Origin of the sequence: Thalassotalea marina (genome assembly GCF_014656435.1) — a bacterium.
Taxonomy (GTDB): Bacteria; Pseudomonadota; Gammaproteobacteria; order Enterobacterales; family Alteromonadaceae; genus Thalassotalea_C; species Thalassotalea_C marina.
In genome coordinates, this window is record NZ_BNCK01000004.1 from 424,359 (window position 1) to 449,707 (window position 25,349).

Consider the following 25,349-nt stretch of genomic DNA (forward strand, 5'->3'; position numbering starts at 1 on the left):
AGAGTTAAACTCTCCCTACCACCTCTAATTAGCTTTTAGCGTTTTTAAACGCTTCAGCCATAGCACTTAAACCAGTATCTTCTGTTTGGTTAAGGCTTTCAATTGCTTCACGCTCGTCTGCTTGGTCTTTAGCTTTGATTGATAAGCTGATAGTACGGTTCTTACGGTCAACACCCATGAACTTAGTTTCAACATCATCACCAACAGACAATTCAGTAGTTGCATCTTCGATACGGTCACGTGAAATGTCAGAAACGCGTAAGTAACCTTCTACGCCTTCTGCTAATTCAACTTTAGCACCTTTCGCGTCAACTTCAACTACTTTACCTGTAACAATAGCACCTTTTTTGTTATCTGTCAGATACATATTGAAAGGATCGTCTTCAGTTTGCTTAACACCTAAAGAGATACGCTCGCGCTCTGGGTCAACTTGTAATACAACAGCTGAGATCTCATCGCCTTTCTTGTATTCACGAACAGCTTCTTCACCGCCATTCCAAGAAATGTCAGATAAGTGAACAAGACCGTCAATGCCACCGTCAAGACCGATGAAGATACCGAAGTCAGTGATTGACTTGATCTTACCAGAAACTTTGTCGCCTTTGCTGAAGTTCTTAGCAAACTCTTCCCATGGATTTGGAACGCATTGCTTAAGGCCAAGAGAAATACGACGACGTTCTTCGTCAATTTCAAGAACCATAACTTCAACAGTATCACCTAAGTTAACAACTTTAGATGGGTGGATGTTTTTGTTTGTCCAATCCATTTCAGAAACGTGAACAAGACCTTCAACGCCTTCTTGGATCTCAACAAAACAACCGTAGTCAGTTAAGTTTGTAACCCGACCAGAAAGCTTAGAACCTTCTGGGTAACGGTTAGCGATAGCTACCCATGGATCTTCGCCTAACTGCTTCATACCTAATGAAACACGAGTGCGTTCACGGTCAAACTTCAATACTTTAACTTGGATCTCGTCACCAACATTTACGATTTCACTTGGGTGTTTAACACGCTTCCAAGCCATATCTGTGATGTGTAGAAGACCATCGATACCACCTAAGTCTACGAATGCACCGTAGTCAGTAAGGTTCTTAACGATACCTTTAACTTCCATGCCTTCAGCTAGAGACTCAAGAAGTGCATCACGTTCTACGCTGCTTTCTGATTCGATAACAGCACGACGAGAAACAACAACGTTATTACGCTTTTGATCAAGCTTAATAACTTTGAATTCTAAATCTTTACCTTCAAGGTGAGCAGTGTCGCGAACTGGGCGAACGTCTACTAATGAACCCGGTAAGAAAGCACGAATGTTGCTAACTTCAACCGTGAAACCACCTTTAACTTTACCGTTAATAACACCGATAACAGTTTCTTTTTCTTCGTAAGCTTTTTCAAGAACTTGCCAAGCTTCGTGACGTTTTGCTTTTTCACGAGAAAGTACAGTTTCACCGAAACCGTCATCTGTTGCATCTAGTGCTACATCAATTTCGTCACCAACATTGATTTCAACTTCACCAGCTGAGTTTTTGAATTGGTCAATTGAGATAACAGATTCAGATTTAAGGCCAGCATCAACTAAAACGTTGTCTTTGCTGATTGCTACGACAGTACCCTTGATGATTGAACCAGGGCGTGTTTCGATTTCTTTTAAACTTTCTTCAAAAAGTTGTGCAAAATTTTCAGTCATGTTATGTATATGAACTCTAAAGTTATCCAATCCACTTGCATGTGTCATGGGGTTATTAATAAAGCCTCCAGCATCCGTACTTCAAGGCATCTAAGTTTTTAGGTACTAAATACTATTTAGCACCTGAGGCATTTGTTATTTTTTCATTGGCAAATGCAAGAATCTGACTGACCACTTCATCAATAGAAAGTTCAGTAGAATCAATAGTTAACGCACCTTCTGCAGGCACAAGCGGAGCAACTGTTCTGTTTTGATCTCGCTCATCTCTTTGACGTATGTCGTCCAAAAGGCGCCCGATTTTAACATCATAGCCCTTCGCTTTCAACTGATTATATCGGCGATGTGCACGTTCTTCAGCTGTCGCGGTTAAAAATACTTTCACTGGTGCATCAACAAACACAACGGTGCCCATGTCTCGGCCATCTGCGACAAGTCCAGGTGCAAGCCTAAATGCTCGCTGGCGTCTCAACAGTGCTTCACGAACTCGAGGAAAGGCCGCAACTTGTGATGCAATAGCGCCAATCTCTTCTGTACGTATAGTATCGGTGACGTCTTCACCTTCTAAGATGACTTTACTGTTGCCTTCACTGCTAATATTAAACTGTACATCTAAATGTGCCGCGATAGGGATTAACGCTTCTTCATCGTCAGTAGCAATGTGGTGATATTCAGTGGCCACAGCCAATACTCGGTATATCGCACCACTATCTAATAAATGCCACCCTAAGCGCTCAGCTACTAAACGCGCTGCAGTTCCTTTACCAGCACCACTGGGACCGTCAATCGTGATCACTGGAGCGTTTTGCTGCATACATTTATCTCCTTTAGTCGAAAATCGGCGGCATTATAAGGGATTTGTCTGGCAAAATCGCGTAAAAATTTATTTTGTTCACGTATTAGCATGAAACTTGTTCAAGTTTGTCAAAGTAATCCGGGAACGTTTTTGCTGTGCATTTAGGGTCGTTAATGGTAACTGGAGTGTCACTTAGAGCCACTAACGAAAAACACATAGCTACACGATGATCGTTATAAGTATCGATTTCTGCATGTACTATTTCACTTGGTGGTGTAACTGTGATGAAGTCTTCACCCTCAATAACTTCCGCGCCTACTTTTCTTAGCTCAGTTGCCATTGCTGCTAATCTGTCTGTTTCTTTAACACGCCAGTTATAGATATTTCTGATACTAGTCGTACCTTTAGCAAACAACGCTGTAGTGGCTATCGTCATCGCTGCATCTGGAATATGGTTCATGTCCATATCTACGGCAGTTAACGGTTTACCAATCACTGTTATTGACTCATCATGCCATATAACCTCTGCACCCATTTTTTCTAGAACATCTGCAAAATGTTTATCACCTTGAACACTGAGCTTACCTACACCGTGAACAGTTATCTCACCGCCTTTAATAGCACCTGCGGCTAAAAAATAAGACGCAGATGAAGCATCACCTTCAACCATGTAACGTTCAACGGCTTGATATGATTGACCGCCTTTAACGTTAAACGATTGGTAATTATTGTTTTCAACGTAAACACCAAAACGTTCCATGATATTTAAAGTAATATCTATGTATGGCTTAGACACTAACTCACCGTCGATATGAATTTCAGTATCGTTGCCAAGTAGCGGTGTGATCATCAAAATGGCCGTCAAGAACTGACTAGAAATAGAACCATCAATAGACACTTTGTCACCAGCTAAAGCTTTACCAGTTATTTTTACTGGCGGATATTCTGGAGTTTCTAAGTATTGAATATCAGCACTCAATTGAGCTAATGCATCGACTAAATGACCAATTGGTCTTTCTTTCATTCGAGGTTCGCCCGTTAGAACAAATTCGCCATCACTAGCGGCCAAAGCAGCACATAAAGGTCTCATCGCGGTGCCAGCATTACCAAGGTATAGTTCTACCGGTTCTTTTGTTGAAAAAAATCCATTAACGCCAGTAACTTCACATTCTGTACCACACTCACTTAAACGGTATTCTACCCCTAAAAGTTTAAGTGCATTTAACATGTGTTTAATATCATCACTGACCAACAAGTTTGTTATTTTGGTTGTACCATGAGCAAGTGCTGCGATTAACAACGCTCTATTTGACAAACTTTTAGATCCCGGCAAAAAAACTTCACCGTTGATTTTTTTAATTGGATTAAGCGTAAGTTGCTCCATTTAGCGATTACCTTCTTCAAATTTTTTCATAAATGCGACCAGTTTTTGAACACCTTCAAAAGGCATCGCATTGTAAATGCTAGCGCGCATACCACCTACAATACGGTGGCCTTTTAACGCTACCAACCCTTCAGCTTCAGCTTGCTCTAAAAAGGCGTCATTGAGTGATTCATCCGCCAACCAAAAAGGCACGTTCATTCGGCTTCTAAATTGCGAGTCGATGTTGTTAAGATAAAACGAGCTGTTATCGACATATTGGTAAATTAATGCCGCTTTATCAGCATTGACTTTTTCAACTGCAGATACACCGCCAATTGATTCTAACCACTCAAACACTAAACCTGCTAAATACCAAGCATATGTTGGCGGCGTGTTGTACATAGAATCGTTATCTGCAGCGGTCTTATAGTTCATGATACACGGGGTATCAACTCGGGCTTTACCTAGCAAGTCTTCCCGAACAATTACGATTGTTAAGCCTGAAGGACCAATGTTTTTTTGTGCGCCCGCGTATATTAAGCCAAATTTTGTCACATCAATATGATGAGATAAGATAGTTGAAGACATATCAGCGACTATCGGCACTCCATCAAACTCGGGAATATCAAAAATTTCGATACCATCAACAGTTTCATTAGGGCAATAATGCACATAGGCTGCATCACTTGAGACCTGCCATTCATTAAAAGGCTTGACCGATTTTATTCCTTCGCTTTCATCAATAGCATTGATAACATTAATTTTACCAAAATTAGCTGCTTCCTTAGCGGCTGCCTCAGACCAAGAGCCTGTAACAACATAATCGGCATGCTGACCTTGCGGTAATAAATTCAATGGTACTGCTGAAAACTGCCCTCTTCCGCCACCATGGCAAAATAAAACTTTATAGTTGTCAGGAATGTGCATCAATTGACGAAGCCTCTCTTCAGCCTTGGCAGTTAAGGCCATAAACTCTTTACTTCTATGGCTTAGCTCCATAACCGAACAGCCGGTATTTTGCCAATTAATAAACTCTTGCTGCGCTTTTGCCATTACAGGAGTTGGCAACATGGCAGGGCCAGCACAAAAATTATAAACAACAGACATGCTAAAATTACCCTCAAATTTAATCAAAAAAAATAGGCGGTAAATACCGCCTATTTTGCTAAACACTTGCGGTGATTATTCTTCATCACCGGTGCTGAGTTCACTTTCATCTTCACTTGACTCAACACTTTGCTCTGCTATCGCAGCGGGTTCAGTAGGCTCGCCCTCTTCACCTTCGATGAATTCTTCGGTTTCTTCAACCTCGTCAATGCGTTGTAACGCAACAACATGCTCATCGTCAGCGGTTCGAATAATTCGAACACCTTGAGTATTACGACCAATGACACTTACTTCATTAACACGCGTACGAACTAACGTACCGTTATCAGTAATAAGCATTATTTCGTCGTTATCCTCAACTTGCACCGCTCCAACAACTTTACCGTTACGCTCGCTCACTTTGATCGACACAACACCTTTAGTTGCACGGCTCTTCGCTGGATATTCTGCTAGTGCAGTTCGCTTACCGTAACCGTTTTCAGTAACTGTTAATACCGCACCATCGTTCTTAGGTACGATTAATGAAACTACACGTTGATCGCCTTCTAGCTTAATACCACGTACACCCGTAGCAGTACGTCCCATAGGACGAAGCGCTTGCATTGGCTCTCCCGTTTCAGGGTCTATTTTTACTTCGCCAGTTTCGCTATCGCGTTGCAATTCATTAAAGCGAACAACTTTACCTTCGTCAGAGAACAACATGATGTCGTTAGTGCCATCGGTAATATCAACACCAATTAGCGTATCATCATCACGTAGGTTTAACGCAATAATACCGTTAGCACGTTGGTTAGAGTATGCTGTTAATGGCGTTTTCTTAACCGTACCAGAAGCCGTTGCCATGACAATATACTTGCCTTCTTCGTATTCTCGTACTGGTAAAATTGCCGTAATGCGCTCTTCACTTTCCAATGGCAACAAGTTAACAATTGGACGACCTCTTGCCGTTCTACTAGCTAGTGGTAATTGATACACTTTCAGCCAATAAAGTTTACCGCGGTTTGAGAAACACAATATCGTATCGTGAGTGTTAGCAACTAATAAACGTTCAATGAAGTCTTCTTCCTTCATCTTAGTTGCAGCTTTACCTTTACCACCACGTCGTTGTGCTTGATAATCAGTTAACGCTTGGTACTTAACGTAACCCTCGTTAGACAAGGTCACAACAACATCTTCTTCATTAATTAAATCTTCAAGATTTAAATCATGAGATGCATTGGTAATTTCCGTGCGGCGTTCATCGCCAAAGTCATTGCGAATCGCTTCAAGTTCTTCTTTAATCACTTCCATCAATCGCGCAGGACTTTCAAGAATGTGCAATAACTCTGCAATGATGTCTAATAACTCTTTGTACTCGTTTAGAATTTTTTCGTGTTCTAAACCAGATAACTTATAAAGTTGTAAATCTACAATCGCTTTAGCTTGTTCAGGCGTAAGGTAGTATAAACCGTCGCGGATACCATACTCAGGCTCTAGCCATTCTGGACGTGCTGCGTCAGTACCTGCTGTTTCCAACATGGCAGCAACATTACCAAGCGCCCAACCTTGAGCAACAAGCTTCTCTTCTGCTTCTTTACGGTTAGCAGAGCTTTTCACTAGCTCGATAACAGGATCGATATTAGCTAAGGCAATAGATAAACCTTCTAAGATATGAGCTCTATCTCTCGCTTTACGTAATTCATAGATGGTTCTGCGTGTCACTACTTCACGGCGGTGAAGTACAAAGGCTTCAAGCATTTCTTTTAAGTTAAATAGCTTAGGTTGACCGTTAGTCAACGCAACCATATTCAATCCAAAAGACACTTGCATTTGAGTTAACTTGTACAAGTTGTTTAATACAACTTCACCAACTTCACCACGCTTGATTTCAATAACCATGCGCATACCGTCTTTGTCAGACTCATCACGCAGTGCAGAAATACCTTCAAGACGTTTTTCTTTGACCAATTCGGCCATTTTTTCAATCAGGCGAGCTTTGTTAACTTGGTAAGGTAGTTCATGAACAATAATGGTTTCTTTACCAGATTTTTCATCAACTTCAATTTCAGCTCTTGCACGAATATTGATTTTACCACGACCGGTTTTGTAGGCTTCTAATATACCTGCTCGGCCACTAATAATACCGGCCGTTGGAAAGTCTGGACCCGGAATATATTCAATCAGTTCGTCGATTGTAATATCGTCGTTATCAATTAACGCTAAACAACCATCAATAACTTCCGTTAAGTTATGTGGTGGAATGTTAGTTGCCATACCAACAGCAATACCTGAAGTACCATTAACTAACAGGTTTGGAATACGTGTAGGCATTACCGATGGAATATGTTCTGTGCCGTCATAGTTAGGCACAAAATCAACGGTTTCTTTATCCAGATCAGCTAGAATTGAATGCGAAATTTTTGCCATACGGATTTCCGTATAACGCATCGCAGCTGCAGAGTCACCGTCAACTGAACCGAAGTTACCTTGCCCATCAACTAGCATATATCGCATAGAGAATGGTTGAGCCAAACGTACAATAGTATCGTAAACAGCCGTGTCACCATGTGGGTGATATTTACCGATTACGTCACCAACAACACGTGCTGACTTTTTGTAAGGCTTGTTATAGTCGTTGCCCAATACATTCATTGCATATAGTACGCGGCGATGTACAGGCTTTAGTCCGTCTCTTACATCAGGAAGTGCACGCCCTACGATTACACTCATCGCGTAATCTAAATAGGAACTTTTCAGCTCGTCCTCAATATTGACAGGAAGTATTTCTTTTGCCAGATCGGTCATAAATCGACAGTATCCCTAAATGTATATCTTGGAAATTATTATTTTAAGGCGAAATGATAATTGGAAATTCGATATTACTATCTCACCGTTTGACCTGCCATTTTGCGCGGGTTGCAGATTTATTTCAAGGAATTATTACATGATAATAAAATTTTAACTAAACCAATGAAAAGTCGGGCTTTATTCTTGATGCAAAAATAGACGATTGGCGTGCCTTAAATGATAAAGCCCAAATTGAGTGATATTTAAACGTTGGGTTTTTATGGTTTAAATTTTTATACTTTTTTGTCTTTTAAGATAAAGCACGACATTCGTTTTTATTGATTTTTTTCAAAAGCACGGCGCTTTTCAATCGCTAGCTGGTGCACTTGTTGTTCTAATGTTTTGTTTCCACCAAACTTAAAATAGATTTCTGCCAACAAAAATAATGGCCCGATAAATAGCTGATTAAGATCGTCAATAAAAGCCGGCTTTGCTTTTTCATACGCATGACCAATAAATTGAAATATCCACCCCGTAATAAATGCTATTAATGCTATTACCATGGGCCATTCAGTTGCAGGCACCCAAGTTGCACTGTAGACAATAGGACCAAAAATTAAAATAGCCATCAAAGCTAAAGGCCTTGATAACACTACATAATATAGCAAGACACAATAGGCCACTATCGACATTAAGGTTATGCCTACAGTGAAGTGCTTTGTTGACAGTTCAAAGCCTACCATAGACAAAACAATAGCGATTGACCAAATAATGAGAGGAATGCCAACAAAATGTGTTTTAACGTTTGATTTATTTAAGTGAACACTTTTGTAGGTAGATAATTGTTCTAATAAAGATTTCATTGTGTCTCGACAAAAACACTAATACATAGGTATTAAGTTATTGTTTAACGCGCTCTTCGTCAACCAAAGTACTTAAAATGACTAACGAAATAGATCCTTTTCGTTTACAATGCGGCTTTTGTTTTATTTAGCCTCGAATACTATGACCGATTCATTAAATGTAAATCCCGAAGAAATAGCTAAATTCGAAAAAATCGCGCAAACATGGTGGGATCTCGAAGGTGACTTTAAACCTTTGCATCAAATTAATCCGATCAGAAGACAATTTATCATTCAGCACTGTCATGATTTATTTGACAAAAATATCATTGATGTGGGCTGTGGCGGTGGCATTCTAGCTGAAAGCCTAGCAAAGTTAGGCGCCAATGTAACCGGTATTGATATGGGTGAAGAGCCGCTTAATGTTGCAAAACTTCATGCATTAGAAGCGGGTGTAAAATTGGACTACCAACAAATAACCGCTGAACAGCAAGCGTTAAAGAACCCCGAAAAATACGATATTGTTACCTGTATGGAAATGTTAGAACACGTGCCAGAACCTGCATCAGTTGTTCAAGCATGTGCCAGCATGGTAAAGCCTGGTGGCTATGTATTTTTCTCTACGTTGAACAAAACAACCAAAGCCTACTTGCTGGCAATACTTGCAGCTGAAAAGATTTTCAAACTTGTACCAGACGGTACCCATGAACATGATAAATTCATCCGCCCATCAACACTTATCGGCTGGGCTGAGCAATATGGATTGAAATGTATCGATGCAGCAGGCATTCACTATAATCCTCTGACTGAAAACCATAAGTTAATTGAGTCACTTGATGTTAACTACATTCTTTGTTGTCAAAAAGTGGAATAGCCAATGCAGTCTAAAAGTATTAAAGCCGTTTTGTTTGATTTAGATGGTACCTTGCTTGATACCGCTGACGATTTAGGATCAGCATTAAATCATGTACTTGAGCAGCATAACCTGCCAACAGTTACACCAGAGGCATACCGCCCTATTGCCTCTAACGGCGCAAAAGGTTTGCTAGAGCTTGGTTTTGCGGAACAACTCTCAAAGTTTAACTTTGATCAATTGCGAGAACAGTTTCTTGATTATTATCAAAACAATATCGCACAAAAAACCTCGCTCTATGGCGGTGTTCCTGCATTACTTGAAACCTTGAACTCAAATAATATTGCATGGGGTGTTGTAACCAACAAGCCAGAATACCTCACGACACTTTTGTTACCATATTTCGACGAGTTTACCGCTTCACAAATCATGGTTGGTGGCGATACGCTAACACAGCGTAAACCTCATCCTGCACCACTTTTATACGCAGCGCAGGCAATATCCATTGCACCTGAGCAATGCTTATATGTCGGAGATGCGCTCAGAGATATAGAAGCCGGTAACGCTGCCAATATGACAACTGTAATTGCAGAATGGGGTTATATAAAAGAAGACGAAAATTTATCACTCTGGCAGGCTGATTTTAGTTGTAAAAAACCACAGGAAATACTGTCGTTTATTTAACGAACAAGGTGTTCACAAATAAAACAACATAGCTATACCATTGTTTTTATTAGTTTATATTTTTCATATTACTTTTAGTAATATGAAACTAACAATAAAAACTAAAATAATTCTATTAGGAAAAAAAAAGACAAAATAATGATTGCGTTTTGAATAATTCAATTTCGAAAATAGTTACTCAGTTAGTCACTACTAACAAAAAAATTTTGGTATTTATCCTTAAATTTTTAATGGCTTTTTTAGGGGTTGCATTGCATTCTAAACCTCATTATCTTGTGATTAGATTTGAACTTACCCCCTAGATATTGTGTATTGACCATTTGTTAAGCACTAGGGAGTATTAAAGTCAAAGAACTAAAATAAGCAAAAATAAATATACAGGTTTTTCATGAACAACAACCTTTTTGTAACCAAGCGTAACGGCGAAAAAGAACCCATCGATTTAGAGAAAATTCATAAAGTTATCGCGTGGGCCGCAGAAGAATTAGATAATGTATCGGTTTCTCAAGTAGAGCTAAAGTCGCACATCCAATTTTATGATGGTATTAAAACATCTGATATTCATGAAACCATTATTAAAGCTGCTGCTGATCTTATTTCTGAGGAAACTCCAGATTATCAGTATTTAGCAGCCCGACTTGCGATATTCCACTTAAGAAAAAAAGCTTACGGCCAATTTGAGCCACCTAAACTATATCAACATGTTGTTAAGTTGGTTGAGTCTGGGCGCTATGATCAGCACTTACTAGCGGATTACAGTGAAGCAGAATTCGAACAAATGGATCAATTTATTGATCATAGACGCGATTTAAACTTCAGCTACGCTGCTGTAAAACAACTAGAAGGTAAATATCTAGTTCAAAATCGTGTCACTGGTGAAATTTATGAGAGCGCGCAATTTTTGTATATTTTGGTAGCGGCATGTTTGTTTGCTAAATATCCAAAAGATGAACGTTTAAGTTATATTGAAGGTTTTTACAATGCAATTTCTACCTTCAAAATCTCACTACCAACACCGATAATGGCTGGTGTAAGAACACCTACACGCCAGTTTTCTTCATGTGTGTTAATTGAATGTGACGACAGCTTAGACTCTATCAACGCCTCTTCTAGTGCCATTGTTAAATACGTATCTCAACGTGCAGGTATTGGCATTAACGCTGGTAATATCCGTGCACTAGGCAGCGCGATTAGAAATGGTGAAGCATTCCACACAGGATGTATTCCGTTTTACAAGCACTTCCAAACAGCGGTAAAAAGCTGTTCACAAGGTGGTGTGCGTGGTGGCGCGGCTACCCTATTCTATCCATTATGGCACTTGGAAGTTGAAAGCTTATTAGTACTAAAAAACAACCGTGGTGTTGAAGAAAACCGCGTTCGCCATTTAGATTATGGTGTGCAATTTAACAAACTGATGTATCAGCGCTTGATTAAAGGTGAACACATTACCTTGTTTAGCCCAAGTGACGTACCTGGTTTATACAATGCGTTCTTTGAAGATCAGCAAAAGTTTGAGCAACTTTACCTTCAATACGAAGCAGATGAAAACATTCGTAAAAAGCGTATCCAAGCGATTGAGTTATTCAGCTTGTTTGCTCAAGAACGTGCTAGTACTGGCCGTATTTATTTACAAAACGTTGATCACTGCAACACGCACAGCCCGTTCAACCCTGAATATGCACCGATCAGACAAAGTAATTTATGTTTAGAAATTGCGTTACCTACTAAGCCATTAAACGATATTAATGATCCAAATGGTGAAATCGCTTTATGTACCTTATCTGCATTTAACTTAGGTGCGATTGAAAGCTTAGATGAATTAGAAGGTTTAGCTGATTTAGCGGTAAGAGCTTTAGATAGTTTATTAGACTATCAAGATTACCCAGTGCCCGCGGCATACAATGCAACCATGGGTCGCCGCACTTTAGGTATTGGAGTAATCAACTATGCTTACTACTTAGCCAAAAATGGCGTTTATTATTCGAACGGTAGTGCAAACAACCTGACACACAGAACTTTTGAAGCCATCCAGTATTATTTATTGAAGGCGTCTAACTTGTTAGCAAAAGAACAAGGCGCATGCCCTAAATTTAATGAAACTCGTTTGTCTCAAGGTATTTTACCGATCGACACTTATAAGAAAGATGTTGACAACATTACAGGTGAACCTCTTCATTTAGATTGGGAAGCGCTTCGTGAGAGCATCAAAAAATATGGTGTGAGAAACTCTACAGTTTCAGCATTAATGCCATCAGAAACGTCTTCACAAATTTCAAATGCCACTAATGGTATTGAGCCTCCACGAGGACTCATTAGCATTAAAGCGAGTAAAGACGGTATTCTTAAGCAGGTTGTGCCTGAATACGCAACACTAAAAGATAATTATGAGCTGTTATGGAACATTCCAGATAATGAAGGTTATCTTCAGCTTGTTGGTATTATGCAGAAGTTTATCGACCAAACAATTTCTGCAAACACAAATTATGATCCGTCTAAATACGAAGGTGGTAAAGTACCAGTTAAACAAATCATCAAAGATATGTTAACCGCGTATAAGCTAGGTGTGAAAACCTTGTATTACCACAATACACGCGACGGTGCTGATGACAGTCAAATTAAAGAAGATGATGATTGTGCAGGCGGAGCTTGTAAGATTTAAACTATTAAACGCCTTGTCGATGTAACAAGGCGTTAATTTACCCTATTTGTTAAACCTTCATAAAAAGATAAAGATCGAATTAGTCTAATTGTTTCGTATATACATTAGCGCTAATTCAAGGAGCATTACATGACCTATAGTACATTTAACCAAGTTCCTAATAACCCTCTTCTTGAGCCTATGTTTTTAGGAAATAGTGTTAATGTCGCTCGTTATGATCAACAACGTTACACTGCGTTCGAAAAGTTAATTGAAAAGCAACTTTCGTTTTTCTGGCGCCCAGAAGAAATTGACGTGTCGCGTGACCGTGCTGACTGGCAAGGTTTGACTGATTCAGAAAAGCATATTTTTATTTCAAACTTAAAATATCAAACACTATTAGATAGTGTTGCTGCACGATCAGTGAATGCAGTTTTACTACCTATTGTCTCATTACCTGAATTAGAAACTTGGATAGAAACTTGGGCTTTTAGTGAAACGATTCACTCACGCTCGTACACTCATATTCTTCGCAACTTGTTCACCGATCCAAGTGAAGTATTTGACGATATCGTTGTTAACCCTGCTATATTAAAAAGAGCATCTAGTATTTCTAAATATTTTGATGATGTGATTTTGACAACACAACTAATGCAGTCACAAGGTGAAGGCACATATGAAGTTGAAGGTAGAACGTTTGAAGTTACACAGCGTAAACTTAAAGAGCGTTTATTCTTATCAATTTGTTCTACCAACGCATTAGAAGCCATCCGCTTCTACGTTAGTTTCGCTTGCTCTTTTGCATTTGCAGAACGAGAATTACTTGAAGGTAACGCAAAAATTATCAAGCTTATTGCTCGTGACGAGGCATTGCACTTAACTGGCACTCAACATATTTTAAACAACTGGTTTTCTGGTAAAGATGACCCTGAAATGAAAGAAATAGCAGAAGAACTTAAAGGTGAAGGTCTGCAAATATTCTTAGACGTTGTTGAGCAAGAAAAAGAATGGGCACAGTATTTGTTTAAAGACGGCTCAATGATTGGCTTGAATGCTCAAATATTAAATCAGTATATTGAGTACATAAGTAATCAACGTTTACATGCTATAGGCTACGATATGCCGTTTTCAATCAAGAGTAACCCTCTTCCTTGGATGAATGCATATTTAGTGAGTGACAACGTACAAGTGGCTCCACAAGAAACTGAAATTTCTAGCTATCTTGTGGGTCAAGTTGACTCTTCAGTCTCAAGTGATGATTTTGGTGGTTTTGACTTATAAATCATGACTACGTTAAAAGCGCATCAATCAGAGTAACTTATGGTTGATGCAACCTCTCCCTCAGCTGATAAAAACAGCCCCGAAGTCACAGCAAACGGTAAAACGGTTTGTTTCCAACAGCAAGACAAAACACTGTTAAACTGCTTAGAAAAAAACGATATAGAAGTCCATTATCATTGCCGAGATGGCTTTTGTGGTGCATGCCGAGTGAAATTAAATAAAGGCCAAGTACTCTACCCTCAAGGTGAACCTTTAGCCTTTGTAGGTGATGATGAAATATTGCCTTGCTGCTGTATTCCAATTACCAATATTGATATTACAGTAGAATAACTGTTTATGGAGTTAGTTAATTAATCTCTCTTTGATTCCGGCGATAACTTCTGATAACGCCACATCAACAGGTTGAAATAAACCCTCATACATTGCGCTATTGGATTCATTGATAGCAATATCTAATGCTTTACAATGTTCAAACAACGTCATAGCGCCAATTGAACAAGCAACACCTTTAAGTGTATGAATCAAATTTTTTAAATCGTTATAGGAGCCGTTTGATATGGCCAGAGCTATTTTGCGACCATCGTCACCGTGATCTTGATAAAACATTATCAATATTTCTTGAAATAAGTTGTCATCACCCAAAACGTTATTAACACCAATTTGGTAATCAATACCAGGATAACTGTTCGTTTCAACCATTGTTTTTTCCATATTTTGAGATTCAACGATCATTACATCAGCTGTGTCTAATTCATCAGACGGTTCAACGGTGCCATCTAACATCGTTTGGTTTCGTCCGTTGCGTTTAGCTTGATACAAGGCGCTGTCAGCATTTTTTACTAATTCGTCATAATGGATACTTTTACCGACACTTGACGTAATACCAATACTTGCGGTTATATTAAACTCAATCGTTTTATCGTCCTTATCAACTTGAATTATACGAGACTCAACAGTTGCTCTGCAGCGCTCACAAGCTAAATAAGCTTCATCAATGGTGGTGTTGGGCATACACACGGCAAACTCTTCCCCACCGACACGACCAATCACATCATAACAGCGGAATGTTTTTTTCAGTATTGCTGCAAACTCAACGAGAGCTTTGTCTCCTACATCATGACCATATTTATCATTAACATTCTTGAAAAAATCAATATCGAGCATGGCAAATGAAATAACATTGTTTTCTCTTTGCGCTTGATTAATACATGCGTTAGAAAGCTCTTGAAAAGCGCCTCGGTTATTTAAACCTGTTAAGCTGTCTGTTTTGGCAAGCAGTTCCAAAAGTTTGGTTTTTTCCATATAACGCAAGGCATTGTTTATACGCGCTAGCAATACTTTGGGAATATAGGGTTTTGTAATGTAATCATCCGCGCCAAGCTCTAAGGCAGTTACAATAGCGTCTTCTTCACCGGACGCTGACAACATAATTACAGGAACATTTTGCATAGCCTGTTCTTGTTGCATTCGTTTTAGTGTATCGATACCCGAGATACCAGGCATATGAATATCAAGTAATACCAAACTTACGTCAGTTTCTTTTATGATCTCAAGTGCAAGCTCTCCAGATTCTGCCGTAATAACACGATAGCCCGACTCTGCTAAATCAAACTCAAGTAACATTAAACTGTCTTTTGCGTCATCAACCGCTAATATGGTGTAATTTGCTGCTTTATCTAAACCGTGTCCTTTCATCATCACGCCTTATTTTACTATGTCGCATGTTAAAGGTTGCCTCATTTATTGATTAATTCCATTAGGCCCCTTACTAATGAGTATTACACATTTTATGTAATTCATTGATTTATTTTTAGTATACGCTGTTTTTGCTAAGTTCATCTTTCGCAACACCAAATGACTCTTCTATTTGGCTATACACTTTTAACAAAGCCGTTTTATCTAAATTCATGACATTTTGTTCAATCTCTTCAGCGTAAAGTGCAACAGTATTAACGGCTATGTTTCTGCTACTTCCTTTAATTCGATGTGCCAAATCTTTAATTAACATATGGTCAACTTGTTCAATGGCAAGCTCAAGTTGCTCAAAGAGTTCTGGCATATCTGCTAAATAAATATCGATTAATCGATTTGCTAATGCATCATTTTGTCGGATCCGTTGATAAAAAGCTGATTTGTCCCAATGCTGTTTGCTTAATTGTATTGGTTGGCTATTCGATGCAAGTGTATCTTTTGTTTCTAACGCTGCTGTATCTTTATTGCCGTTAAAATCTCGCACACCTAACCAGTGACATAATTTATCTTGCAATATATCTGGATTAATAGGCTTAGTCGCGTAATCACTCATGCCAGCTTTGAGACACTTATCTTCGTCACCTTTCATGGCATTTGCCGTCATCGCGATGATCGGGATATCGACAAATTGATCACCCGCTTGTCCTGCACGTATTGCTTTGGTTGCTTCATAGCCATCCATTTCAGGCATTTGACAATCCATAATAAGAAGTTGGTATTTTGCATCTAGAGGACAATTTGCCAACAACTCTATCGCTTCCTTGCCATTTCCTGCTACGTCTGCCGTTAAACCGAGGTTTTGTAAAATGCCAAGTAATACCACCTGATTAATGCGGTTATCCTCTACTACCATGATCCTTGCAATATTGGGCATCTGTGAAACAACCTTGTTATTATGCACTCCCATTAATTTTGAGTGTGTAATGATTGAAGACTGAGAAGAATGCATGTTATTAGTATCTAATACAAGCGACAGTGTATCAAACAAATCAGAGGTCGTTGCTGGTTTTGAAAAATAGGCAGCAAAGCCTAGCTTTTCAAAATATTCTGTATCACCTTTAACACTAATAGAAGTCATTAAAATCAGCGGTAAGTAATGAGTTTCTTGATTAGATTTTATTTTCTGTCCTAAGGTTGCGCCATTCATGTTAGGCATTTGCATATCTAAAATCGCAGCATCGAAAAACCTTTCTTTCTTTTGCTTTAATGTTTCTAACGCTTGTTCGGCATTAGTCGCCGTATAAACTTTTGCCCCCCACATTTTTAATTGGCAACTCAGCACCGTAAGATTGGTATCATTGTCATCAACAATTAGAATATTGCTACCAGATATGTCTATATTCGGTATAGACAGTGGTTTACTGTCACTTTGTTCAAACACTAAATTAAAGGAGAATCTACTTCCCTTTCCTTCTTCACTGGATACAGAAATATCACCATTCATTAACTCGCATAACTGTTTAACAATGGCAAGACCCAGCCCAGTACCGCCATACTTTCTAGTGGTTGAGGCATCAACTTGGGTAAAAGAATCAAATAAAGTGTTTATTTTATGCTGGGGGATCCCAATTCCTGTATCACTGATAGAACATTTAAAAATCACTTGATTATTTTTATGATCAACGCCTGCTTTTATGACTATTTCACCCGCTTCAGTAAATTTAATTGCATTACCCACTAAGTTGGTCATTATCTGCCTAAGCCGTCCAGGATCGCCTAACACCATTACATGCTTTAATTCAGTTACATCTAGCACAAGTTCAACCTTTTTCTGTTGAGCTTTTAGCGCAATTGATTCAGCAAATTCACTCAGTTGATTTCGTAAATCAAATTCAACTGTTTCTAAGTCAAGTTTGCCGGCCTCAATTTTAGAAAAATCTAAAATATCGTTAATTAATGACAATAAAGAATTAGCACTTGAAGAAGCTAGAAAAACGTGGTGCTGTTGCTGCTTGGTTAACTTACTTTGTTCCAGCAATCCTAACATCCCAATAACACCGTTCATTGGTGTTCTAATTTCATGGCTCATGCTTGCCAAAAAATCAGATTTAAGTTTCAGTGATGCTTCTGCCATATCTAAAGCTTGTTGCTTTAATTCTTGTACCTGCACTTGTTCCGTAATATCTCTATAAGTACCCACGATTCGTGTTTTTACGCCCTCGTCTGAATAAATAATTTGGGCATGAGCCTCTAAATGTCTTATTTCTCCAGTAGGTAAATAGATGCGATGTTGAAATTGTGATTCTCGTCTATGTTTAATTAAGTTGTTAAATTCTTTCTCTATTCCCGGTAAATCATCGGGATGCACCAAATTACGCCATTGAGTTCTTGGAGGTAAACCGCTGATTGGTTCAGTGCCAAATAGTTTATATATTCTCTCATCACACTTAATTTCATTAGTGACTAAGTCAATATCCCATACACCTATATTGGGTGCAGACAACGCAAAATTAAGCCGCCATGCAGCGGTTTTGGCATCTTGTAACACACGCTTTTTTTCTTCTTCTATCGCTTTTAAAGGAGTAATATCTCTGATCAACCCTGTATATAACTTACCTTCTTCCGTATCTACTTGACTTATATTAATTAGGATTGGAAAAGACTGCCCTCCTTTTCTAACTGCGTAAAGTTCTCGTGGAGCGCCAAACAACTCCTTTACAATTCGATTCGACGATTTCATGTTCTTAACTTCTGATAAGTTTAGGTGGGAGGCCGGGATCAGTACTTGTATATCTTTACCTATTATCTCCGTTTCGTCGTAGCAAAATATATCAACTGCTGCTTTGTTAAAGGCTTGAATAACACCATTATCATCAATTGTTATCACTGCATCTGCGATTGAATCTAAAATAGATTCAAGTTTTGCCGACAAACTAGTCGCTGAAATTTTAGCCTTACGTTCTTCTAAATAAGACGTTGAAAGGTTATCCAATAATGATTTAAAACTGCGAGCTAAGATGCCAATTTCATCATTTAGCTGAGTAGGTAATTGACCTAATCGTTGTGTTTTATCAAAAGAAATAATGCTTTTTGTAATTTGTTTTATCGGTTTAACAAATCGCCTTGCAATTAGAACAAACACTAATATGCTGAATAAAGAGACAAACATACTCAACATAGCAGTTCTCAATTGCATTTTTTTTATTGCGTTCAAAAACTGCTGATTTTGGTTTTCTATCATCAGATAAAGGCTAGGAAGCTCAGGGAATGCTTCAACACTTAAAGCACTGTAATAAGCAAAGCTAGCGTTATTCTTCACAGATGAATAGTCATCAATTATTCTCGCTTCGCCTTGGCTAATCGTACTTTCAGATACTTCTTTTGAAAGTAACAATTGTAATGGCGTACCAGTTTGTTTTTCTGGAAAAAATATTTCACCTGCTGGCGTTGCTAAATAGAAGGCGATATTTTTTAAAACACTCGATTTTATGGCGCTTAAATAGGCGGTTAAATTGATTTCCACAGCGATAATTGCCGAAAGTACATTCTGCCGATCGTACAAAGGTAATGCAGCAAAAAAGCTCGCTTGCTCATTACCAGCTAAATTAATCTGTCCAAACTCAATATTAGAGAAAAATACGGCTTGTTTGCTGTTTGCACTTAACAGTGGTTTAAGAGCTTCTAACTCAATATGTTGGGGTAAGTCTTGTTTTGAAACTATTTTGATATGTTCGTTGTTTCGCACGACACTCACTTGAACATTTACATCGTCTTTAATCTCTAAAAAGCTAATTTTATTATAATAGTGGTGATTTTTAATAAGCTCGTACATTAAATTAGCGAGTGAGTTTTCATTAACAATCACTTGTTCATGATTTTGATTTTGTTCTTGATACAAAGACTTGGCTGACTGACTTGCAGCTAGAAATGAAATATCTTTAGCAGACTGTTGATAAAAGTCAGTTACTAATGGTTTGATGATATCGGCTTCAAGTTTAAGTTTTTGAATTTCTTGATCTACAACGGCATCTTTACTTTCAATATAAAAAATCAGTCCAAAAAGTACGGATGAAACCATCACATAGGCAAACCCAAAAATTGCCATCTTTAACGCTAAAGGCCGAGTCACAAGCTTCATAGGTAAAGCCCTAGTTGTTCTTCAAAAAATCGGTGAGTTCTAGTGAGTTAAATGGCTTTTGCAAGACAGGGTAATGCCAAGCTGTATTTTCTTCTCCTATATAGCCACTCATTGAAAAAATCTTAATATTGGGATGCTTTTCCTTTACTAAATTGACGATTTCCCGTCCTGAAGTATCTGGTAGGATCATATCGGTAATAAGCATATCAAAATGGTTATTTTCTGCGAGTAATTGCAGTAGCTCTATTTTGTTCGTTGCATAGCGAGCCACAGCGCCTTCTGCAGTTAAAAACAAAGATACAAATTCAGCGATGCTAACTTCATCATCTACCACTAAAATCGACTTATTTCGAAAACAACATTCTCTATTACTTGATGAGCTTGTTAATGGGCTTGGTTCAATCAGTTTACATTTAAAGCGCAACGTAAATTTAGCCCCTCCGAGTTCACTTGAGCCATCTACTTCTATTTCACCATTGTGTTTATGCATTGTGCTATAGACATTAGCTAATCCAATACCATTGCCTTTGTTAACAGATTTACTACTAAAAAAAGGGTCAAATATTTTCACTAAACTGTCAGAATCTATGCCAATACCACTGTCGGTAACCGTAATTTCTATATAACTTTTTTGCACCAGTTTTGCAGATACTTCAATCGTGCCAACTAGGCCTTGTTCCCTAATGGCATCCTGTGCATTCAACACAATATTAAGCAAAATGTTAGTAAATTCGCCTTGAGGGAAACGTATGAGGCAATTGAAGTCTTCTTTGACAAAAGTAAAGTTTATGGTGCTAAGTAATAATTGTTTAAATAAGTATAAATTTTCTTCAATTTCCTGAATGGGGTTAAATTCGACGACCTTAACAGTAGGTTTACGGGTAAAAGCTAACAGCCGTTCTGTCACTGACTTGCCTTTATCTATCGCATTTTTAACCCGTTCAATATATTTTGCGATATTTTGTTCACCCTGAGCGACTTTTAGCTCCAACATTTCAGTGGCTCCTAAGGCAACCCCTAAAACGTTGTTAATATCATGTGATACCGTACCAAATGTATTTCCAAGTAAAGCCAATCTATTACTGATTATTTGTTGCTGTTCTTTTCTAAACCTCTCTGTGACATCTTCTACCACCCAAATATAAACTTCACATTTAGCTTCGTAGATAACATGAAGATCAAAAACAGCGTTATAGTTATCAAAACTTATATCTTGTTGTTTGATTTCACCAAACTTCTTTGCCTGTTGTTTTAACTTTAAATACTCTTGAACAGAAAAATTAATGTATCCAAAAAGAGAAGCACTTTTTTCGTCAAATGATGGACATAACTCCGTAAAAATAACGTTATCTTGTTCATTAATAAAATATACCGGTGTTGCTTTAGATGTGTTGACAGACGACAAAAGTTTTAACTTTTTTAAATTTTCAAACGATTCAGAAATGTTTCTATAGATACAGAGCAGTGTTTTGGGGTTTCCTGTAGCATCGTGTTCAACTTTACCAATCACTTCTACCTTAATCTCTGATTCTTGCGCATATAACAAACTCACTTGTTGGCGAAAATTAACACCTCCAACTTTGGCTTTAGTTATGTTGTCTTTTAAAAGTGCCTGGTCTTTATTGGCGATATAAGAGAGCATAATGTCAGGCGTAACTTGGTGTTCGCCTTGCTGTAAATGATGTAAGTTGTACATGCCCTTAGACCAAGTCATTTCATCACTTTGAAGGTCAATGGAACAACATCCGATAGTTAAATAGTTTTCAATTAGATTAAAGCTCTTAGTTATCAAGTCATTATCGTCATTGAATTTAAGTTCGAGGCAAGTCCTCGACACGCTTTGCTCGTTCGTTTCAAATAATGAGATAAAAATATAGTAGCCAAAGTCTTTTTTAACTAAATGAAAACCAGAGCGTGTTCCGTCAGAAAACTCTATGTACGGGAAATTTTGTATAACGTTGTTAATGTCGTCTTGTGTTCTGTCGGTCAATAAAAATAAAGCTTCAAAGTCAACTTTGCATTGTTGACTAAGGTAAGAGCTAAATGACTGGCCAATGGGGTTAACTGCAATTTGTGTTAAAAATGACAAAGCGTTTAAGTTGCAGTAGGTTATGTCCCCATGATGGTCAATGTTTATCAATGCGCAAGGCAGTATCTCGCCATCAATACACTCCATTGGCATCAAAATAAAACATCCTCGTCATCGGGACTTGGGGCGCTGGTGGGCTCACGTTCTTCAGAGGAACTAATAGATTTTAGCTCTTCGACTTTTTCAAGAGCTTTATCTAATAATTTCATCACTTCAAAATAATTCATGTCGTTTTGAGAATGTTTTTTCAGGGCATCGTGGACTAACTTAGTGAGATATTCCTCCTGCTCTAACGTTAAATCAATAACGTGAAAGCTCATGCCAATGTTTTGCACAATATCTTTCATTACATCTTGATTATGGTTAGTTGATACCTCGATCATTTTGCGCGTTGTTACAACAGCCTTTTGAATCTGCTCTTGAACTTTATGCATGGACTCTTGATAAGTGATAAACTCCATTCTTGCCCCAAGGCATTCTATAACTGATGCCAAAGCGTCAATGTATATATCGGTATCTATTGTTCCCTCTTCCATATTCAGTATCAAAATAGACGCTAATGGGTGATTAAATATCGTTCTACTACCAAACCTATACAACCTAGGCTTTACTTTTAATAACTCCATAACACTTTTTTCTACTGGCGAACAAAAGCCATTAGCTGAAGAGTAATACAAAGCTTTTTGGTTAAGTGGATAAAGAGCAAGACAGCCAACTAAGTTCATACTGTATAAATAAGTAAATACCTCGTCACGAATGCTCTCATAGCTAAAACAATTATTCAGTTTTGAGGTTAACTGCATGCAAGCACCATATTTTGACGCTTGTGCCATAGAGATATTAATAACACGCTCTTTTGAAGATATTTCGGTTTCAAACTGTGAAATTTGCTTTTGATAGGCAATGAGCTTTTCTAGTTTATTACTTAAAGCAAGTAGTGAAATAGGTTTAGCGAGGAAATCATCTGCGCCGCATTCCAACCCTTTTAAAATAGCATCCTCTGTTGCTAAACCAGAGTAGAGTACAAAAGACGTTGCCACTTGTTTAGCCGATGACTTTTCTTTAATCCATTCAGAGCCTTTGTCTTGACCAATGTTTTCATCAACCAGTGCAATATCAAAACGCTGAACATCTGCCGCGATCTGCTCTGCTCTTTCTATTGAGTTAGCAGTATATGCCGTAAAATTAGACTCTAATGCCTCGGCTAAAAGTTCTAAGTAAACTTCATCATCATCAATAATTAAAATCGTAGGTTTCGACATAAAAACTAGTTTCCCTTTAATTTTATCTTTAAGTGTAGACCCGTATTCCCTCAAATGCCTATTCGGTTATGGTTATTCATCCTGCCAAGAATAACTTGCCGTTACTGCGGCACCATTGTTGAAATACTCGAGGCTTTCGCACAATTGATAAACCAATTTGATTCCACGTCCACAAAGCTTTTGACACGCTTCGTCTGCCTCATCTTCTTCTTGATTAAGAATGCTTTGGTAGCTATCAAAATCAAATCCCTGACCGCTATCTGAAATACGGATCACTAAGCGACCACTGTTTGGCATCAGATAGCACTGTAGCTCTATATCTACAAAGCCTTTATCAATGCTTTTCAAGCGTTTCTCACGTTCTTTAAAGTACTGTAGAAAGCCTTGAGGCGATGATTTCATCTCAGAATCAAGCTTCAAAACCCCATGATCCAAAGCATTAACAAATAGCTCAGTTAACACTGTAAAAACGTTTTGCCAGTGCTCAGCGCGACCTTCTAGTTCCTGAATTTGGCTCATCGCGATGGGTACTGGGTTTATTGCGGCTAGCCGGCTTCCCGTTAAGTATAAACGCCACTGCCAACTTACATTTTCTTCTGAGCCAGGATGATTTGTTTGCTTGCTCTCAAACCGAGGAGTATTAGAGCGTTGTTTTTGTTCCCAGCCACTACAGGGAATATCAATTAGCGAAATGTCGTCTTCCTGAGGCACATGCTGACAAAACTCAGTCACCTTATGTAATATGTGTTCGGTTAAATTATTACGCTCTTGCACTAGGGCTTCCCTTGCATCACGTTCAAACCGATTAAAACCATACATATCGCCGGCAATATTTCTCGCCTCTACAATACCATCGCTTATCAAAACTACTCTGTCTGTTGGCTCTACCGGCACTATAGTGAGCCCAACGTCTTTGATAAGATTTGGAAGTACTCCAATTGGCGGGTGACAAGATTCAATTTGAAATTTGGTTTCACCGTATTGGTCAAATACATAAGTTGCAGGTAATCCTGCATTAAAAATGTACGCTGACTTATCATGATTTGAAATGGTGACAAATGTCGCAGCTAAAAATAAATCTGTAGGTAACAGCTTATACATTCGCTGATTAATTTGGTGAATAATTTCATTTAAGGAAAAGCCTTTTTTGGTCATTGCACTAAATGTTTCAGCAAGCGGAATGGCACCAATGGAGGAGCGTAAACCGTGACCAGTAAAGTCACCCAATAATACATTGAGATTACCGTTTGGACTTAACGCTGTTAATTGGATATCGCCACTAAATAAAGCTGCTGCTTTTTTCAAAATGCCTATTTTATCTCGCGCAAAATTGCGCGACTCTATGACACCAGACATAAGTTGTTCAGCAAGTTCAGCATCTTTTTGTTGCTCTTGCTGTAAAGATTTAACTTGCGAATATAGGTCACTAACTCGCTGAATAGATTTGATTTTCGCCTTAATAAGTTCAGGTGTAAACGGTCTAACTAATATGCCGTCCCCCCCAGCTTGTATACATTCTAGATATACTTGCTCTGAGTCTAGGCTGGTAATAAAAAGTAGTGGACATAGGTTATCTTTTTTATCCAGCGCCTTAATTCGTTTAGCCGCTTCGTAACCGTTCATAATTGGCATGTTCACGTCCATCAACACTAAATCTGGCTGATATTTAATGTACATCACCACGGCCCTTGCACCATCGTTTGCCGTTACAACACGATATCCCTGTTGTTTTAACAAAACGCTAAGCAGTTTACACTGCATGGCGGAATCATCGACTACTAGCGCCAGTTTAGAGCTTAACCCTGCCGTCACGCCGGTCATAGACTACCTCTCAATAGTCATTAATCGGTGAAACTGTGCAATTTCTAGCACTTTATTAACAGTGTCGTTTGGTTTAGAAATTTTTAGACTACTTGACGATTTCTCAACATGATCTTTTAGCAATAAAATCATCCCTAAAGCCGAACTGTCCATATAGGTTGTTTTTGACAAATCCAATATAAATTCACTGCCTATAGTGTCTGCATCAATGTAGGCATCTCTAAAACTTTGATGAACAGAGAAATCAAAGCGCTCGTCTACGGAAATAGTAATTTTTTTACCATCATCTGAAACAAATTTTTTTAAAGCCATGTTATTTCCTTTTAATCA

At 38.4% G+C, this 25,349-nt stretch carries 17 protein-coding genes; 5 read left to right on the top strand and 12 right to left on the bottom strand.

Annotated features, from left to right (window positions below; genetic code table 11):
- Positions 1-28: 28 nt before the first annotated feature.
- The 6 genes from rpsA to IE199_RS11150 all read right to left on the bottom strand — a co-directional run bounded on the left by rpsA (position 29) and on the right by IE199_RS11150 (position 8,582).
- Entirely contained in the window at positions 29-1,690 is a 1,662-nt protein-coding gene (rpsA, locus tag IE199_RS11125) for a 30S ribosomal protein S1 (RefSeq protein WP_189770334.1), read from the bottom strand.
- Positions 1,691-1,802: 112 nt separating this feature from the next.
- Positions 1,803-2,501 carry a (d)CMP kinase gene (gene cmk / locus IE199_RS11130; protein WP_189770336.1) on the bottom strand — a complete coding sequence of 233 codons (699 nt, stop codon included), beginning with the start codon at positions 2,499-2,501 and terminating at the stop codon, positions 1,803-1,805.
- An 85-nt stretch (positions 2,502-2,586) separates the two neighbouring features.
- Positions 2,587-3,867 carry a 3-phosphoshikimate 1-carboxyvinyltransferase gene (gene aroA, locus IE199_RS11135; protein WP_189770338.1) on the bottom strand — a complete coding sequence of 427 codons (1,281 nt, stop codon included), beginning with the start codon at positions 3,865-3,867 and terminating at the stop codon, positions 2,587-2,589.
- Positions 3,868-4,953 carry a 3-phosphoserine/phosphohydroxythreonine transaminase gene (gene serC, locus IE199_RS11140; RefSeq protein WP_189770340.1) on the bottom strand — a complete coding sequence of 362 codons (1,086 nt, stop codon included), beginning with the start codon at positions 4,951-4,953 and terminating at the stop codon, positions 3,868-3,870.
- Positions 4,954-5,028: 75 nt separating this feature from the next.
- Positions 5,029-7,737, bottom strand: a complete 2,709-nt coding sequence (gene gyrA / locus IE199_RS11145; RefSeq protein ID WP_189770342.1) for a DNA topoisomerase (ATP-hydrolyzing) subunit A — start codon at positions 7,735-7,737, stop codon at positions 5,029-5,031.
- A gap of 317 nt (positions 7,738-8,054) precedes the next feature.
- The gene (locus IE199_RS11150) at positions 8,055-8,582 is read right to left on the bottom strand and encodes an Mpo1 family 2-hydroxy fatty acid dioxygenase (RefSeq protein WP_189770344.1); all 528 of its coding nucleotides are present in this window, start codon (positions 8,580-8,582) and stop codon (positions 8,055-8,057) included.
- Between the two features lie 142 nt (positions 8,583-8,724).
- On the opposite strand from IE199_RS11150, the gene ubiG reads away from it, so the two are divergent.
- From ubiG to yfaE, 5 genes are all read left to right on the top strand, one after another.
- Complete coding sequence (ubiG, locus tag IE199_RS11155) at positions 8,725-9,435, top strand: bifunctional 2-polyprenyl-6-hydroxyphenol methylase/3-demethylubiquinol 3-O-methyltransferase UbiG (protein WP_189770346.1); 711 nt, start codon at positions 8,725-8,727, stop codon at positions 9,433-9,435.
- 3 nt (positions 9,436-9,438) lie between these two features.
- A complete protein-coding gene (locus IE199_RS11160) occupies positions 9,439-10,098 on the top strand; it encodes an HAD family hydrolase (RefSeq protein ID WP_189770348.1) in 660 nt (219 codons plus the stop codon).
- Between the two features lie 388 nt (positions 10,099-10,486).
- Positions 10,487-12,757, top strand: coding sequence for a class 1a ribonucleoside-diphosphate reductase subunit alpha (gene nrdA, locus IE199_RS11165; protein WP_189770350.1), 2,271 nt, complete (start codon positions 10,487-10,489; stop codon positions 12,755-12,757).
- 129 nt (positions 12,758-12,886) lie between these two features.
- Complete coding sequence (nrdB, locus tag IE199_RS11170) at positions 12,887-14,017, top strand: class Ia ribonucleoside-diphosphate reductase subunit beta (protein ID WP_189770358.1); 1,131 nt, start codon at positions 12,887-12,889, stop codon at positions 14,015-14,017.
- Positions 14,018-14,056: 39 nt separating this feature from the next.
- Positions 14,057-14,347, top strand: coding sequence for a class I ribonucleotide reductase maintenance protein YfaE (gene yfaE / locus IE199_RS11175; protein WP_189770360.1), 291 nt, complete (start codon positions 14,057-14,059; stop codon positions 14,345-14,347).
- A 12-nt stretch (positions 14,348-14,359) separates the two neighbouring features.
- On the opposite strand, the gene IE199_RS11180 is transcribed toward yfaE, so the two are convergent.
- The 6 genes from IE199_RS11180 to IE199_RS11205 all read right to left on the bottom strand — a co-directional run bounded on the left by IE199_RS11180 (position 14,360) and on the right by IE199_RS11205 (position 25,331).
- The gene (locus IE199_RS11180) at positions 14,360-15,715 is read right to left on the bottom strand and encodes a diguanylate cyclase (protein ID WP_189770367.1); all 1,356 of its coding nucleotides are present in this window, start codon (positions 15,713-15,715) and stop codon (positions 14,360-14,362) included.
- A gap of 112 nt (positions 15,716-15,827) precedes the next feature.
- Positions 15,828-19,847 carry a response regulator gene (locus IE199_RS11185; RefSeq protein WP_189770370.1) on the bottom strand — a complete coding sequence of 1,340 codons (4,020 nt, stop codon included), beginning with the start codon at positions 19,845-19,847 and terminating at the stop codon, positions 15,828-15,830.
- 10 nt (positions 19,848-19,857) lie between these two features.
- Entirely contained in the window at positions 19,858-22,029 is a 2,172-nt protein-coding gene (locus IE199_RS11190) for a hybrid sensor histidine kinase/response regulator (protein ID WP_189770371.1), read from the bottom strand.
- Positions 22,029-23,198 carry a response regulator gene (locus tag IE199_RS11195; protein ID WP_189770373.1) on the bottom strand — a complete coding sequence of 390 codons (1,170 nt, stop codon included), beginning with the start codon at positions 23,196-23,198 and terminating at the stop codon, positions 22,029-22,031. Before IE199_RS11195 ends, IE199_RS11190 begins: the two co-directional genes overlap by 1 nt.
- Before the next feature lie 72 nt (positions 23,199-23,270).
- Positions 23,271-25,019, bottom strand: coding sequence for a SpoIIE family protein phosphatase (locus tag IE199_RS11200; protein WP_189770375.1), 1,749 nt, complete (start codon positions 25,017-25,019; stop codon positions 23,271-23,273).
- Between the two features lie 3 nt (positions 25,020-25,022).
- Positions 25,023-25,331, bottom strand: a complete 309-nt coding sequence (locus IE199_RS11205; RefSeq protein ID WP_189770376.1) for an STAS domain-containing protein — start codon at positions 25,329-25,331, stop codon at positions 25,023-25,025.
- Between the last annotated feature and the right edge of the window lie 18 nt (positions 25,332-25,349).

What these genes read in the sequence shown, in the direction of transcription:
- rpsA (WP_189770334.1), bottom strand. Translation starts at nt 1,690, where the DNA reads ATGACTGAAAATTTTGCACAACTTTTTGAAGAAAGTTTAAAAGAAATC.
- cmk (WP_189770336.1), bottom strand. Translation starts at nt 2,501, where the DNA reads ATGCAGCAAAACGCTCCAGTGATCACGATTGACGGTCCCAGTGGTGCT.
- aroA (WP_189770338.1), bottom strand. Translation starts at nt 3,867, where the DNA reads ATGGAGCAACTTACGCTTAATCCAATTAAAAAAATCAACGGTGAAGTT.
- serC (WP_189770340.1), bottom strand. Translation starts at nt 4,953, where the DNA reads ATGTCTGTTGTTTATAATTTTTGTGCTGGCCCTGCCATGTTGCCAACT.
- gyrA (WP_189770342.1), bottom strand. Translation starts at nt 7,737, where the DNA reads ATGACCGATCTGGCAAAAGAAATACTTCCTGTCAATATTGAGGACGAG.
- IE199_RS11150 (WP_189770344.1), bottom strand. Translation starts at nt 8,582, where the DNA reads ATGAAATCTTTATTAGAACAATTATCTACCTACAAAAGTGTTCACTTA.
- ubiG (WP_189770346.1), top strand. Translation starts at nt 8,725, where the DNA reads ATGACCGATTCATTAAATGTAAATCCCGAAGAAATAGCTAAATTCGAA.
- IE199_RS11160 (WP_189770348.1), top strand. Translation starts at nt 9,439, where the DNA reads ATGCAGTCTAAAAGTATTAAAGCCGTTTTGTTTGATTTAGATGGTACC.
- nrdA (WP_189770350.1), top strand. Translation starts at nt 10,487, where the DNA reads ATGAACAACAACCTTTTTGTAACCAAGCGTAACGGCGAAAAAGAACCC.
- nrdB (WP_189770358.1), top strand. Translation starts at nt 12,887, where the DNA reads ATGACCTATAGTACATTTAACCAAGTTCCTAATAACCCTCTTCTTGAG.
- yfaE (WP_189770360.1), top strand. Translation starts at nt 14,057, where the DNA reads ATGGTTGATGCAACCTCTCCCTCAGCTGATAAAAACAGCCCCGAAGTC.
- IE199_RS11180 (WP_189770367.1), bottom strand. Translation starts at nt 15,715, where the DNA reads ATGATGAAAGGACACGGTTTAGATAAAGCAGCAAATTACACCATATTA.
- IE199_RS11185 (WP_189770370.1), bottom strand. Translation starts at nt 19,847, where the DNA reads ATGAAGCTTGTGACTCGGCCTTTAGCGTTAAAGATGGCAATTTTTGGG.
- IE199_RS11190 (WP_189770371.1), bottom strand. Translation starts at nt 22,029, where the DNA reads ATGCCAATGGAGTGTATTGATGGCGAGATACTGCCTTGCGCATTGATA.
- IE199_RS11195 (WP_189770373.1), bottom strand. Translation starts at nt 23,198, where the DNA reads ATGTCGAAACCTACGATTTTAATTATTGATGATGATGAAGTTTACTTA.
- IE199_RS11200 (WP_189770375.1), bottom strand. Translation starts at nt 25,019, where the DNA reads ATGACCGGCGTGACGGCAGGGTTAAGCTCTAAACTGGCGCTAGTAGTC.
- IE199_RS11205 (WP_189770376.1), bottom strand. Translation starts at nt 25,331, where the DNA reads ATGGCTTTAAAAAAATTTGTTTCAGATGATGGTAAAAAAATTACTATT.